This window comes from Streptomyces physcomitrii, assembly GCF_012273655.1.
GTDB lineage: Bacteria > Actinomycetota > Actinomycetes > Streptomycetales > Streptomycetaceae > Streptomyces > Streptomyces physcomitrii.
Window position 1 is genome coordinate 262,170 of the sequence record NZ_JAAWWP010000005.1, and the last position, 13,417, is coordinate 275,586.

The window sequence follows — 13,417 nt, forward strand, 5'->3', positions numbered from 1 at the left end:
GTATTCAGCTCTCAGCGTGTTCGGGGGCGGGGGCGGGCTTCCCCGCCGCTGCCGGACCCGCGCCACCCCGGGCTCCGATGGCCGCGGAAGAGAAGTCACCGAAGGACAGGCAGGCGCCTCGCAGCTCGGCCTCACTCCTCATCCGGACCTCTTTCCGACCGGAAGCACCGTGAGTACACGTCCACCTCGATCAGGGCCTCGTGCCCGTCGAGCCCCTTGAGCCAGGTGATCTCGGCCTGGCTGCGTGTCCTCAGATGGACCGCCAGAATCTGCATGTTCTTGTTCCGGCTGCCGTCCTCACCGACCTTCACCACCTTCCAGCCGCGCCGGGGAAGATCCTCACGAAGGTGCGCCATGCCCTGCTCCAGCACCTCGTTTCCCACGCCGTACGCCGACCAGGGGTGCGTGACCCGATACAGCTTCCCCGACTCCTCACCCGCGGACTCGCAACGATCCGCGTACGGGCCCGACTCGGTGGCTCTGGCCTTGATGCGCAGGGTGTCGCGGACCGTGCTGGACAGCTTCGCGATCTCGGACTCGACCGCCTGGACGGACCGGGACTTCGGCTCGTGGCCCGACGAGTTCTCGCTCGTCCCGGCGGAAGAACAACCTGCTGTCAGGGCGAGCCCGGCCGCGACGAGCAGCACTGCCCCGGCGGACGATCCCCGACCGGGACGGGACGGCTCGTTCCCCCGCAACGACAACTGCCTGCCTTCCGTCATGGGTGCCTGAGCGCGGCCCGGGTGTGCGTCAGCCCTCCGTCGAGAGGTCGGTTCCCTCCGGAGCCCGGTAGCAGCGCGAACCGACGTCGACGCTGATCAGCGGCTTCAGGCCGTTCGACCTCTTCCTGGCCCATTCGATCGTCACGGTGTGATGGCTCCTGGTGTGCACGGCCACGATCTCGGGGTTCTTGGCGAGCGACTCCGTCTCGCCGTCCTTCGTGATCTTCCAGCCCCACCGGGGGAGCTGCTCCCGAAGATTCCGCATGGCCTCGTCGAACGTCCCTTCCCGAAGGTCGTACACCGACCAGGGATGGGCCACCGAGTAGTACTTCTTCATCTCGGGATCGACGGCTCCGCATGGGCCGGTCATGGCCCCGGAGTCCGTGGTGCGGCCCTTGACACCCATCGCGTCCAGAAGCTTGCTGGACATCTCGTTCACTTCCCGCTCCGCCTCTTCGGCCGCGCGCACCCTGGGCTCGTAGCCGAGCTTCTCGGTGTCGGTCCGCGCCGATGAGCAGCCTGTCGGCAGAACGGTGAGGGCAACTGCGCCCAGCAACAAGGACATACGGCGAAGCTCCGGCGGCCGCACTCCTCGGAGAAACGCGACGTTCACCGGTCCCTCCCCTCGTCGCCCCCGGGCCCGAGAGCACAACAGCCCCCAACCCTACTGACGCTCAAGGAAGTTGACCGGCCAGGGCCCGCCCCGCACGACTCCCCGCGCGGGAGCAGGCCCGTCCGGACCGGCAGCTCAGAGGCTCTTGCCCCCACCCCCCGTGCCCGCCCCGACGATCAGACCCCCCGGCCCCGCGTCGTCCACCCGTACCGTGTCGCCGTCCTTGACCTCGCCGGAGAGGATCTCCTTGGCGAGGCGGTCGCCGATGGCGGTCTGGACGAGGCGGCGCAGTGGGCGGGCGCCGTAGGCCGGGTCGTTGCCCTCGCGGGCGAGCCAGGCGAGGGCGGCGTCGGTGACCTCCAGGGTGAGCCTGCGGTCGGCGAGTCTGCGGGCGAGGCGGTCGACCTGGAGGCGGGCGATGCGGGTCAGCTCCTCCTGGGTGAGCGCGGCGAAGACGACCAGGTCGTCCAGGCGGTTGAGGAACTCCGGCTTGAAGGAGGAGCGGACGACCTCCAGGACCTGTCCCCGCTTCTCGGCCTCGGAGAGCGTCGGGTCGACGAGGTACTGGCTGCCGAGGTTGGAGGTGAGGATCAGGATGGTGTTGCGGAAGTCGACGGTGCGGCCCTGACCGTCCGTCAGGCGGCCGTCGTCCAGGACCTGGAGGAGGACGTCGAAGACCTCGGGGTGCGCCTTCTCCACCTCGTCGAGCAGCACCACCGAGTACGGGCGCCTGCGTACCGCCTCGGTGAGCTGGCCGCCCTCCTCGTAGCCGACGTAGCCGGGCGGGGCGCCGACCAGGCGGGCCACGCTGTGCTTCTCGCCGTACTCGCTCATGTCGATGCGGACCATGGCGCGTTCGTCGTCGAAGAGGAAGTCGGCGAGAGCCTTGGCGAGTTCGGTCTTTCCGACGCCGGTCGGGCCGAGGAAGAGGAAGGAGCCGGTGGGGCGGTCCGGATCGGCGATTCCGGCCCGGGTGCGGCGTACCGCGTCGGAGACCGCGCGCACCGCCTCGCCCTGCCCGATCAGCCGCTTGCCCAACTCCTCCTCCATGCGCAGGAGTTTCTGGGTCTCGCCCTCCAGGAGGCGTCCGGCCGGGATGCCGGTCCAGGAGCCGACCACGTCCGCGATGTCGTCGGGGCCGACCTCCTCCTTGACCATGGTGTCCGCGGCGGCCTCCTCCTCGGCGGCCGAGGCCTCCTCCAAGTCCCGCTCCACGGCCGGGATCTCGCCGTAGAGGAGCTTGGAGGCGGTGTCGAAGTCGCCGTCGCGCTGGGCGCGTTCGGCCTGGCCGCGCAGTCCGTCGAGCTTCTCCTTCAGCTCACCGACCCGGTTGAGGGACTGCTTCTCCTTCTCCCAGCGGGCGCCGAGCCCGCGCAACTCCTCCTCCTTGTCGGCGAGATCGCGCCGCAGCCGCTCCAGGCGCTCGATGCTCGCCTTGTCGGTCTCCTTGCTGAGGGCCAGCTCCTCCATCTTCAACCGGTCGACGGCGCGCTGGAGTTCGTCGATCTCGACGGGCGAGGAGTCGATCTCCATCCGCAGCCGGGAGGCCGCCTCGTCGACCAGGTCGATGGCCTTGTCGGGCAGGAAGCGGGAGGTGATGTACCGGTCGGAGAGCGCGGCCGCGGCGACCAGCGCGCTGTCCGCGATCTGCACCTTGTGGTGGGCCTCGTAGCGGCCCTTGAGCCCGCGCAGGATGGCGATGGAGTCGGCCACGCTGGGTTCGGCGACCAGGACCTGCTGGAAGCGGCGCTCCAGGGCCGGGTCCTTCTCGATCCGCTCGCGGTACTCGTCCAGGGTGGTCGCGCCGACCATGCGCAGCTCGCCGCGGGCCAGCATGGGCTTGAGCATGTTGCCCGCGTCCATCGAGGAGTCGCCGCCCGCGCCCGCGCCGACGACGGTGTGCAGCTCGTCGATGAAGGTGATGATCTGCCCGTCGCTGTCCTTGATCTCGCCGAGGACGGTCTTCAGCCGCTCCTCGAACTCGCCGCGGTACTTGGCCCCGGCCACCATCGCGCCGAGGTCCAGCGAGACCAGCCGCTTGTTCTTCAGCGACTCGGGCACGTCGCCCTTCACGATCCGCTGCGCGAGGCCCTCCACGACGGCGGTCTTGCCGACGCCGGGCTCACCGATGAGCACCGGGTTGTTCTTGGTGCGGCGGGACAGCACCTGCACCACGCGCCGGATCTCCTGGTCCCGCCCGATGACCGGGTCGAGCCTGCCCTCGCGGGCGGCGGCGGTGAAATCGGTGCCGAACTTCTCCAGGGCCTTGTAGCTGCCCTCCGGATCGGGCGTCGTCACCCGTCGTCCTCCCCTGCTCTTCTGGAATGCGGCCAGCAGCTTCTTCTCACTCGCACCCTGCTCGGTGAGTACGTCCCCGGCGCGGCCGCCCTTGCCGGCGATACCGATCAGCAGATGCTCCGTCGACAGGTACTCGTCGCCGAGCTCCCCGGCCTGCCGGTCCGCCTCGGCGAGTACGGCGAGCAGCTCCCGGTCGGGCCCCGGCGGGGCCACCGTGGAACCGGTGACGCTCGGCAGCTGCCCGAGCAGGCGCTCGGCGCCCTCGCGTACCGCCGCCTGGTCGGCCTCGACGGCGGTGAGCAGGTCGGTGATGTTCTCGTTGGCCCGCCCCGCGAGCAGCGCGAGGAGCAGATGCGCCGGGGTCAGGTCGGCGTGGCCGTCCGCCACGGCACGGCTGCTGGCCGCGTTGATCGCGTCCCGGCTTCTGTTGGTCAGCTCGGCGTCCACTGTCCTGTTTCCTCCTCGGGGCTCGCACCGCTCCAGGCCGCCCGGACCAGTATTCATTACTGACTGGTCCAGGGTACACAAAGTTGAGCGGGTTCCACTCAAGAATGAGGAGTGAGGTTCTGAGGGCGCGAGGAAGGGAGGGGGGTGCGGTTGCGTGTCCGGGCCCCCGCAGTAGGTTCGCCGCATGGCCACCGACCCCCGCGACCCGGGCGAGAGCTACCTCGCCTTCTGGCGCGAGCCGCTCCAGTGCACCCTGACCACCCTGCGGCCGGACGGCACCCCCCACTCGGTGCCGGTGAACGTGACGTACGATCCGGCGGCCGGGATCGCCCGCGTCCTCGCCGGCCGGACCAGTACGAAGGTCCGCAACATCCTGGCCGGGCAGCGGGCCGCCGGGGCGCCGGACGGGACGCCCGCCGGGGCCCCGGTCTCGGTGAGCCAGCACGCCAGGGGCGGACGCTGGGCGACCCTGGAGGGCCGGGCGGTGATCCGTACCGACCCGGGGGCGGTGGCGGACGGCGAGCGGCGCTCCACGGAGCGGTACGGGCGCACGCCCCGGGAGAACCCCGAGCGCGTGGTGATCGAGATCCACCTGACCCGGGCGATGGGGCGGGCCTGAGGCGCCGGGCACCGCGGCCCGGCCCGCCCGCCCGCACGAGGCGTCACGGCGCCCGTACGGCATCGCCCCGTCCCGAGCCGTGCGCGCAGACGCGAGCGGCGCCACCGTGTTCAGGTCACGGTGGCGCCGCTGCGGGGGGAAGTGCCTGCGCGATCTACGACGACGGGGGAATCGCGTCAGGCACTGCGGGGGGTGGCCGGGATGGCTTGGCTCGTGTTCAGGTGTTCCGGCTCGGAGAGCCGGTTGTCGCGCCGGTCGAAGTTCACGAAGATCATTCCGTACCGCACCGCACACCGCACGGGCTGGGGAGCCCCTCGCGGCCTGCGCAGCAGGCGGAACGCGCGTACTTCTTCCTCCTCGTCACGGGTCACGACGACCGGTTCACCGAAGACGGTGACCGTGAGCGTGTCGCCGGGGTGGGGGACCGCCGTGGCGAGGTCGACGAAGTGCCACCCGAGACGGTAGGCCGAGGCCATCTCGCGCCGGAAGGAACTGTCGTCCGGGGGGGTGGTCATGCGATCGTGGGGGACGTAGAGCTGTTTGGGAGAGTGTTCCAGGAGACGTCACCGGCGACATCGTCGGTGCCCTTCTCCTGTACGGCCCTCCCCTGGGGCCCGGGGGTGTTCCACGAAACGTCATCGGCGACGACCACTGCGCTGTTCCAGGAGACGTCCCCGGGTGCGGCGGCAGCGAACGCGACCAGGGCGAAGCCCACAGCAAGCACTGAGCGAAGCATCTTTCGGGACATAGTCGGCTTCGTCCTCACTTGATCGGTTCCTCTCCCCCGCACCCTCATGACGATGGCGCATACCGGCACGTTGAGGCCACAGAACCAATGCATCATGTTCCTGTAGGTTCAGGACCCTGGGGGGTGAAGAATTGGCAACAAAAGAGGCAAAGGCGACACATCCGCACTCGGTGACCGCCCTGTGCGACGAAGGGGCACGTCTTTATGCCGCGGCGCTGAGCGCGGGACGGATCAGCCGGTCGGAGGTGGGATCGGCGTCCTGCCTGCTGGAACTCGCACTGCTGCGCCCGGATCCGGACGACGGGAACTGGCTGCGCCCGCTGGCCCCTTCGGCGGCGCTGGCGCAGCGGCTGCATCCGCTGGAGCGCGAGATCCAGGAGCGGCGGCGCCTGTCCATCGAACTCGCTGACGCTTTCGAGCCGTTCATGGCGATCACCGCGCAGGAGCCGGCGACCACGCACGCGATCACGATCCTGGAAGGCTTCCAGACCATCAACGCGACGCTGGACGTCGCCACGGCCGAGTGCAAGGAGGAGATCCTCACCGTCCAGCCCGGCGGCGTACGGGACTTCGACTCGCTCTCCCAGTCGCTGGAGCGCATCGAGGAGCCGCTGAGCCGGGGCGTGCGCATGCGGACCCTCTACCAGCACACCGTGCGGCACGGCCCCGGGATCTACGCGTACGTGGAGCGGATCGGGACCGACCGGATCGAGATCCGCACGCTCGAAGAGCTCGTCGACCGCATGATCATCTTCGACCGCACCATGGCGATCATCCCCGCGCGCCGCGACCGGCGGGTCGCCCTGGAGCTCCGGCACCCCGGTCTCGTGGACTACCTGGCGTCGGTGTTCGACCAGTTCTGGCAGCAGGCCACCCCGCTGACGGAGGAGCCGCCGTACCCCTCCGCGCCCGACGGCATCACCGGGGTGCAGCGCTCCATCGCCAAGCTCCTGATCGAGGGCTATGTGGACGAGGCCATCGCCCGCCGCCTCGGCATGAACGTCCGCACCTGCCGCGCCCACATCGCCAAACTGGCCGCCGCGCTCGGCAGCGGGAGCCGGGCCCAACTCGGTTTTCTGATCGCAAAGTCAGGAGTCCTGGACCAGGAGCAGTAGCCGGGTCTCTGTACTATGCACGGCCGGGAGTGGACGAGGGCAAGCGGTTACCACCCGACTCCGCTCCCTCCCCGCCCCCACGTGGCCGACCAGGGGATCCGCAGCATGACCCACGAGCACCCGCCCCACCCCGTCGAGAAGCTGTGCGAGGCGGGCCTTCGCGTCTACGCACAGGCGCTCCGCGAGGGCCACGTCGCCGTCGAGGACGCCGAGGCCGCGCCCTGCCTGACCCGGTTCGGCCTGCTTCATCCGGACTTCGAGGACAGCCGCTGGCTGAAGCCCGCGCCCCCGGCCGTGCTGCTGCCCCGGCTGCTGCGCGGCATCGAGGACGAGGTCGCCCGCCACCGCAGGCGCGAGCGCGAACTCGCGGAGATCTTCGAGCCGTTGATGGCCCTGGACGCCGACCGCTCGCCCGCCGCGCAGTCCTCGGCGCTGACCGTGCTCAGCGGCACCGGCCCGATCAACGCGGCCATCCAGCACGTGATGGCCGAGGCCACCCAGGAGATCCTGACCATCCAGCCGGGCGGCGCCCGTTCGGCCGCCGCGCTCGCCGAGTCCTACGCGCAGGAGCAGGCCATGCTGGACCGGGGCGCCCGGATGCGCACCCTCTACCAGCACACCACCCGCTACGCGCACGCCGTACTGGACCACTTCGGCCGCCTGCGCGGCGACGTCGAGGCGCGCACCCTGAGCGAGGTCACCGACCGGCTGGTGGTCATCGACCGCTCGGTGGCCTTCATTCCGGCCAACGCCGAGCGCACCCTGGCCCTGGAGATACGTCACCCCTCGGTGATCGCCTACCTCACCACCACCTTCGAGCGGCAGTGGAATCTGGCCACCCCGCTGTTCCCGACCGCCGCCCAGCAGCCCCAGGAGAACGGTGTCACCGCCCGCCAGCGCGCCATCGCCGCCCTGCTCGTGGAGGGCGAGACCGACGCCCGGATCGCCGAGCGGCTCGGCATGAACGTCCGCACCTGCCGCGCCCACATCGCCAAACTGGCCGCCACCCTCGGCAGCGCGAACCGGGCCCAACTCGGCTTCCTCATCGGCCGGTCCCAGATCCTCGACCAGGAGCAGTGACGCCCGCGAGGGCCCTCGCGGACCGTCTTCGCGGAAAGCCTGCACGGGGCAACGACACCGGGCAGAGTGACCGGTCCAGACGCCTCCTCCCTCACGAAAGGCAGGGCGTTGTCCACGACGCACCACCCTCACGGCATCGACGAACTGTGCGAGCCCGGCGCCGCGCTCTACGCGCGTGCACTGCGCGCCGGGCGGCTGCCGCACGCGGCGGTGGAGTCCGCGCCCTGCCTGCTCGACATGGGCCTGCTCCAGCCCGATGTGGCCGACGCCGGGCTGCTGCTGCCCACCCCGCCCGCGGTCGCCCTGCCCCGGCTGCTGCACACCATCGAGGAGGACGTGACCCTGCGGCGGCAGAAGGAGGCGGCCCTCGCGGAAGCGTTCTCCCCCCTGCTGGCGCTGGACGCCGACCACCGGGCGCCCGCCGGGGACTCCTCGATCACCGCGCTCAAGGGCCTGGAGAGCCTCAGGAAGGCCGCCTCGCGAGCGGCCGCGGAGACCCGGGAGGAGGTGCTGGCCATCCGGCGCGGCAAGCGCTACGCGGAGTCGCTGGACGAGCGGCGCGGCATCGACGTCGGGGTGCTCAAGCGCGGCGGCCGGCTGCGCACCCTCTACCAGCACACCTCGCGCCACTCCCCCGTCGTCTCCGCGCACTTCGAGCGGCTCGGCGCGTACGACTTCCAGGCGCGCAGCCTGGACCACATACCCGAGCGGCTGGCCATCTTCGACCGCAAGGTGGCCTTCGTCCCGTCCGCCGAGGACCCGGACCTGGCGGTGGAGGTGCGCCACCCCACGCTGGTCTCCTACCTGGTGTCGATGTACCAGGAGCTGTGGCGCTCGGCCGTGCCGCTGTTCCCGCGCAAGGCGCACCTGCCGGCCCCCGAGGGGTTCACCGCCCGGCAGCGCGCCATCGCCCGGCTGCTCGTGGAGGGCCAGACCGACGCCAGGATCGCCGAGCGGCTCGGCATGAACGTGCGCACCTGCCGCACCCACATCGGCAATCTCGCCACCACCCTCGGCAGCTCCAACCGGGCCCAACTCGGCTATCTCATCGGGAAATCCGGCATGCTCGACGACCCGGAGTGAACGAGGCGGAACCGCTCCCCGCACTTCCCTCCTGCCACCCCCGCGACAGGAGTCCACGGGGCATCGGCAGAGAACGCTTTCCCGCCCGAAAGGCGCCGCGTGCACCAGACAGTCCATCCCCACGACCTCGACGAACTGTGCGCGCCGGGCGCCGAGTTGTACGCCCGTGCGCTCCAGGAGGGCCGCATCCGCACCGCGGTGGCCGAGGCCGCGCCCTGCCTGGTGGACGGCGCCCTGCTCCAGCCCGACGTCCGCGACACCGACTGGCTGCTGCCCACCCCGCCCTCCGTCGCGCTGCCCCGGCTGCTGCGCGGCATCGAGGACGGCATCGCGGCGCAGCGGCGGCGCGAGTCCCGCCTCACCGAGCAGTTCGCGCCGCTGCTCCAGCTGCACAGCTCCCAGCAGGCCGACCAGGACACCGCCGCGATCACCGTCCTGGAGGGCATCCCCCGGGTCAGATCCGCCCTCGCGCACGCCGTACGCGCCTGCGCCGAGGAGGCGCTCTCGCTGCAGCCCGGCTCCGAGGTGCCCGCGGAGATCGCCCGCTCGCGCCCGTACGAGCAGGACATCCTCAGCCGCGGCGGCACCATCCGCACCCTCTACGAGCACAGCCACCGCCATCTGCCGCTGGTGCTCGACCACTTCGCCTCGCTCACCGGGGACGTGCAGGTCCGCACCCTGGACGAGGTCAGCGAGCAACTCCTCGTCTTCGACCGGGCGGTGGCCTTCCTGCCGGCCAACTCCGCGCGCACGGTGGCCCTGGAGATCCGCCACCCCGCGCTGATCGACTACCTCGTCCTCAGCTTCGAGCGCCTGTGGCGCCTGGCCACCCCCATGCACCCGGTGATCGCGCCGCTGCCCGCCACCGACGGTGTCACGGACCGCCAGCGCGCCATCGCCGCCCTGCTCGTCGAGGGCGAGACCGACGACCGGATCGCCGAGCGCCTCGGCCTGAACGTCCGCACCTGCCGCACCCACATCGCCCATCTCGCCACCATCCTCGGCAGCTCCAACCGGGCCCAACTCGGCTACCTCATCGGCCGATCGGGCATCCTGGACGGCCCCGCATGAACGACCAGAATCCCCATACCCCCTCCGCGCCCAGAACTTCAGGAAAGGCTGTGAACCCGGGAAGTGGCCCCATGACCGGAAGCGACCCGGCAGCCCCCCTGCCCGAGACGGCGGCGCACGGCCACGACCCGGCCGAGCTGTGCCCCGAGGGCGCACAGCTCTACGGGCGGGCGCTGCGCGAGGGCCGGGTGACGCGGGAGGCCGCGGCGCGCGTGCCCTGCCTGGCCGAGGCGCGGCTGCTCGCGGCCGACCCCGAGGACCCGGGCGCCCTGCGGCCCACGCCGCCCGCGGTCGCGCTGCCCCGGCTGCTGCTCGACGTCTCGTACGGCATCGCCGACCGGCGGGGGCAGGCGGAGCGGCTGGCCGCGGAGTTCGCCCCGCTGATGGCGCTCGGCAGCAAGGGGCACCGGCCCGGGAGCACCGGGGCCGCCGCGACCGGCGGGGACAGCGCGACCGGCGGGGACACCGCGGCCGCCGGGCACGCCGCGCCCGCCCCCGCGCTGACCGTGCACGAGGGCTTCGAGCGGATCAACGCGGCCATCGAGGAGGCGGTCGGCGAGGCCCGCACCGAGCTGCTCTCCATCCAGCCGGGCGGCACCCGGGCCCCGGCGACGCTGGCCCAGGCCCTGGCCCGGGACCGCGAGCTGCTCGCCCGGGGCGCCCGGATGCGCACCCTGTACCAGCACACCGCGCGCCACGACCCGAGCGTGCACGACTACTACGCGCTCCTGGAGGGGGACGCCGAGGTGCGCACCCTGGACGAGGTGACCGAGCGGCTGGTGATGTTCGACCGGCGGGTGGCGTTCATCCCGGCGAGCAAGGACCGCACCGTCGCCCTGGAGGTCCGCCACCGGACGCTGCTCGACTACTTCGTGATGACCTTCGAGCGGCTGTGGCGGCTGGCGACGCCGATGTACCCGGCGAGCGAGTCGGTGCCCTCGGCGGACGGCATCACCGCCCGGCAGCGCGCCATCGCCGCCCTCCTCGTCGAGGGCGAGACCGACGACCGGATCGCCGAGCGCCTCGGCCTGAACGTCCGCACCTGCCGGGCGCACATCGCGCGGCTCGCGGCCGTCCTCGGCAGCCGGAGCCGGGCCCAACTCGGCTACCTCATCGACCGATCGGGGATCCTCGACCAGCGCCCGTGACGCCGTCCGCGCCCGCCCGGCCGGAGCCCCCGCCCAGCTCAACAGCCCCGCCGGAGCCGCGTGACGGCCTGTGTCCCGCCTCACTTCCGTACCCCTGAAAGGACATTTGCGCGTTTTACCGCCCTATGCCACCCCTCCTGTCGCTGCGCTGCAAAAAGATGACCGTGGTGTGACAGGTGGGTGCACTGCATGGTGGAGGACGACGACGACCGTGACGCAGGACGACTGCCGCGCGCCCGCAGCCTGCGTCGCTGTGGGCGGGCCGGATTCAGGGACGGCCCGCCCGGGGAAAGCGCGCCTCTCGCGCGACAGCACTCCGGGGAGTGGGAGCACAGATGGGAAGACCAGAAGCACACATCGATCCGTCCCAGGGACCTCTGCAGCGTTTCGCGAACGATCTGCGCACGGTACGGCGCAAGGCGGGCAGCCCCTCGTACGAGAGCCTCGCGAGCCGGGCGAACTACTCGGGCACCACGCTGGCCGCCGCCGCCCGCGGCATCCAGCTGCCCAGCCTGGAGGTCACGCTCGCCTATGTGAGCGCCTGCGGCGCCAACCCGCAGCCCTGGGTGGGCCATTGGCACCGCACCCGGGCCGCCCTCGCCCAGCGCGGGGACGTCCACGAGAAGGTCCGCGTACGGGCCTGAACCGGCCACGGGGTCCGGATGCCGCGCGGACACGAAGTCCCGGACCCCGCGTACGCACACGACAGGTCCGGGAGGCGCACTCCGCCTCCCGGACCTGTGGTGTACCGGTGCTGTTCCCGTACCGGTGCCGGATCCGCTCCGGTGCCGGTGCCCCGCTCAGCCCTGCCGCTTGGGCTTCGGCCGCCAGACCACCAGGGCGCTGGACTGCTGCTGCTGGTACGGCACCAGGTCGCGGCGGTAGGAGGCGTGCACGGCCGCCTCGCGCTGCTGCATCGCCGCCGCCGCGCCCTCGACCGCGGCCGAGAGCTCGGCCACCCGGGACTGGAGGGCGGCGACCTGGTTCTCCAGCTCGATGATCCGCTTGATGCCCGCCAGGTTGATGCCCTCGTCCTGGGAGAGGGCCTGCACCTGGCGCAGCAGCTCGATGTCGCGGGCGGAGTAGCGGCGGCCGCGGCCCGCGGTCCGGTTCGGGGAGACCAGGCCGAGGCGGTCGTACTGGCGCAGGGTCTGCGGGTGCAGGCCCGAGAGCTGGGCGGCCACCGAGATGACGTAGACCGGGGTCTCGTCGGTCAGTTCGTACGCCCTGCCACTGAATGAGTTGTGCCGACGGCGGCCGTCCATCCTCATGCTCCCTTCGCGGCCTGGAAGAGTTCTGCCCGCGGATCCTCGTCCGCACTCGCCTCGCGGTAGGCCTCCAGGGCGTCCCGCGCCTTGCCGGTGACGTCCTCGGGCACCACGACCTCGACCGTGACCAGCAGATCGCCCCGGGTGCCGTCGGCCCGGGCCGCGCCCTTGCCGCGGGCGCGCATGGTGCGGCCGTTGGGCGTGCCGGGCGGCAGCTTCAGGGTGACCGGGGGCCCGCCGAGGGTGGGCACCTTGACCTCGCCGCCGAGCGCCGCCTCCGGGAAGGTGACGGGCACCGTGACGGTGAGGTTGTCGCCCTTGCGGCCGAAGACCGGGTGCGCGTCGACGTGCACGACCACGTACAGGTCACCGGCCGGGCCGCCGCGTTCGCCGGGGGAGCCCTTGCCGCGCAGCCGGATCCGCTGCCCGTCGCTGACGCCCGCCGGGATGCGGACCTGCATGGTGCGCGAGGACTTGGCGCGCCCGCTGCCCTTGCAGACCTCGCAGGGCGTCTCGGCGAGCAGCCCGCGGCCCTTGCAGTCCGGGCACGGATCGGTCAGCGAGAAACCGCCGCCGGAGCCGCGCGCCACCTGCCCGGTGCCGACGCAGGTCGGGCACACCCGGGGGGTGCCGTTCTTGTCGCCGGTGCCCGAACAGGCCTTGCAGGGCTGCTGGCTGGACATCCGCAAGGGGACGGTCGCGCCGTCCACGGCCTCGGTGAAGCTGAGCGTGACCTCGGACTCGATGTCCTGGCCCCGGCGCGGCTGGGTACGGCCGCCCGCCCCCGCGCCGCCCCGGTTGAACAGACCGCCGAAGACATCGCCGAGGCCGCCGCCGAAGCCGCCCGCGCCCTGGCCCTGCGCACCCCCGCCGAAGAGGTCGCCGAGGTCGAAGTTGAACGAGCCGCCGCCGCCCGCGCCCGGCCCCGGGCGGAATCCGCCGCTGCCGAACAGGGCGCGCGCCTCGTCGTACTCCTTGCGCTTCTTGGGGTCGCCGAGGATGTCGTTCGCCTCGGAGATCTCCTTGAAGCGCTCCTCCGCCTTGGTGTTGCCGGTGTTGGCGTCGGGGTGGTTCTCCCGGGCCAGCTTGCGGTAGGCCTTCTTGATCTCGGCGTCGGTGGCGTCCTTGGGGACGCCGAGAACCTTGTAGTAGTCCTTCTCGATGAAGTCCTTGGTGCTCATCCCCGGCGTCCCTCCTCTCCTGCA

General features: G+C 71.8%; 13 protein-coding genes. 7 read left to right on the forward strand and 6 right to left on the reverse strand.

Going from position 1 to position 13,417, the window contains the following annotated elements:
- Positions 1-131: 131 nt before the first annotated feature.
- The 3 genes from HFV08_RS10870 to clpB all read right to left on the reverse strand — a co-directional run bounded on the left by HFV08_RS10870 (position 132) and on the right by clpB (position 4,080).
- Entirely contained in the window at positions 132-647 is a 516-nt protein-coding gene (locus HFV08_RS10870) for a hypothetical protein (RefSeq protein ID WP_168538261.1), read from the reverse strand.
- A 103-nt stretch (positions 648-750) separates the two neighbouring features.
- Positions 751-1,335: a hypothetical protein gene (locus tag HFV08_RS10875; RefSeq protein ID WP_312885509.1), complete on the reverse strand. Its 585-nt coding sequence runs from the start codon at positions 1,333-1,335 to the stop codon at positions 751-753.
- A gap of 135 nt (positions 1,336-1,470) precedes the next feature.
- A complete protein-coding gene (gene clpB, locus HFV08_RS10880) occupies positions 1,471-4,080 on the reverse strand; it encodes an ATP-dependent chaperone ClpB (RefSeq protein WP_168538263.1) in 2,610 nt (869 codons plus the stop codon).
- Positions 4,081-4,264: 184 nt separating this feature from the next.
- Here clpB and HFV08_RS10885 point away from each other — a divergent pair, with 184 nt between their 5' ends.
- On the forward strand, positions 4,265-4,699 hold the full coding sequence (locus HFV08_RS10885; RefSeq protein WP_168538265.1) for a pyridoxamine 5'-phosphate oxidase family protein: 435 nt from the start codon (positions 4,265-4,267) through the stop codon (positions 4,697-4,699).
- Between the two features lie 176 nt (positions 4,700-4,875).
- On the opposite strand, the gene HFV08_RS10890 is transcribed toward HFV08_RS10885, so the two are convergent.
- On the reverse strand, positions 4,876-5,214 hold the full coding sequence (locus HFV08_RS10890; RefSeq protein ID WP_168538267.1) for a Rieske (2Fe-2S) protein: 339 nt from the start codon (positions 5,212-5,214) through the stop codon (positions 4,876-4,878).
- Between the two features lie 364 nt (positions 5,215-5,578).
- Between HFV08_RS10890 and HFV08_RS10895 the strand changes: the two genes are divergently transcribed.
- The 6 genes from HFV08_RS10895 to HFV08_RS10920 all read left to right on the forward strand — a co-directional run bounded on the left by HFV08_RS10895 (position 5,579) and on the right by HFV08_RS10920 (position 11,588).
- The gene (locus HFV08_RS10895) at positions 5,579-6,562 is read left to right on the forward strand and encodes a helix-turn-helix transcriptional regulator (protein ID WP_168538269.1); all 984 of its coding nucleotides are present in this window, start codon (positions 5,579-5,581) and stop codon (positions 6,560-6,562) included.
- A 105-nt stretch (positions 6,563-6,667) separates the two neighbouring features.
- The gene (locus HFV08_RS10900; RefSeq protein ID WP_168538271.1) at positions 6,668-7,642 is read left to right on the forward strand and encodes a helix-turn-helix transcriptional regulator; all 975 of its coding nucleotides are present in this window, start codon (positions 6,668-6,670) and stop codon (positions 7,640-7,642) included.
- 108 nt (positions 7,643-7,750) lie between these two features.
- The gene (locus tag HFV08_RS10905; protein ID WP_168538273.1) at positions 7,751-8,725 is read left to right on the forward strand and encodes a helix-turn-helix transcriptional regulator; all 975 of its coding nucleotides are present in this window, start codon (positions 7,751-7,753) and stop codon (positions 8,723-8,725) included.
- 99 nt (positions 8,726-8,824) lie between these two features.
- Positions 8,825-9,796 (forward strand): helix-turn-helix transcriptional regulator, encoded by a 972-nt coding sequence (locus HFV08_RS10910; RefSeq protein ID WP_168538275.1) that lies wholly within the window; start codon positions 8,825-8,827, stop codon positions 9,794-9,796.
- Positions 9,797-9,867: 71 nt separating this feature from the next.
- Positions 9,868-10,944 carry a helix-turn-helix transcriptional regulator gene (locus HFV08_RS10915; protein ID WP_168538277.1) on the forward strand — a complete coding sequence of 359 codons (1,077 nt, stop codon included), beginning with the start codon at positions 9,868-9,870 and terminating at the stop codon, positions 10,942-10,944.
- Positions 10,945-11,279: 335 nt separating this feature from the next.
- Positions 11,280-11,588: a helix-turn-helix domain-containing protein gene (locus HFV08_RS10920; protein WP_168538278.1), complete on the forward strand. Its 309-nt coding sequence runs from the start codon at positions 11,280-11,282 to the stop codon at positions 11,586-11,588.
- Between the two features lie 156 nt (positions 11,589-11,744).
- Here HFV08_RS10920 and HFV08_RS10925 read toward each other — a convergent pair whose 3' ends face one another.
- Both HFV08_RS10925 and dnaJ read right to left on the reverse strand, forming a co-directional pair.
- A complete protein-coding gene (locus tag HFV08_RS10925) occupies positions 11,745-12,209 on the reverse strand; it encodes a heat shock protein transcriptional repressor HspR (RefSeq protein WP_168538279.1) in 465 nt (154 codons plus the stop codon).
- A gap of 2 nt (positions 12,210-12,211) precedes the next feature.
- The gene (gene dnaJ, locus HFV08_RS10930) at positions 12,212-13,393 is read right to left on the reverse strand and encodes a molecular chaperone DnaJ (RefSeq protein WP_168538280.1); all 1,182 of its coding nucleotides are present in this window, start codon (positions 13,391-13,393) and stop codon (positions 12,212-12,214) included.
- Positions 13,394-13,417 lie beyond the last annotated feature (24 nt).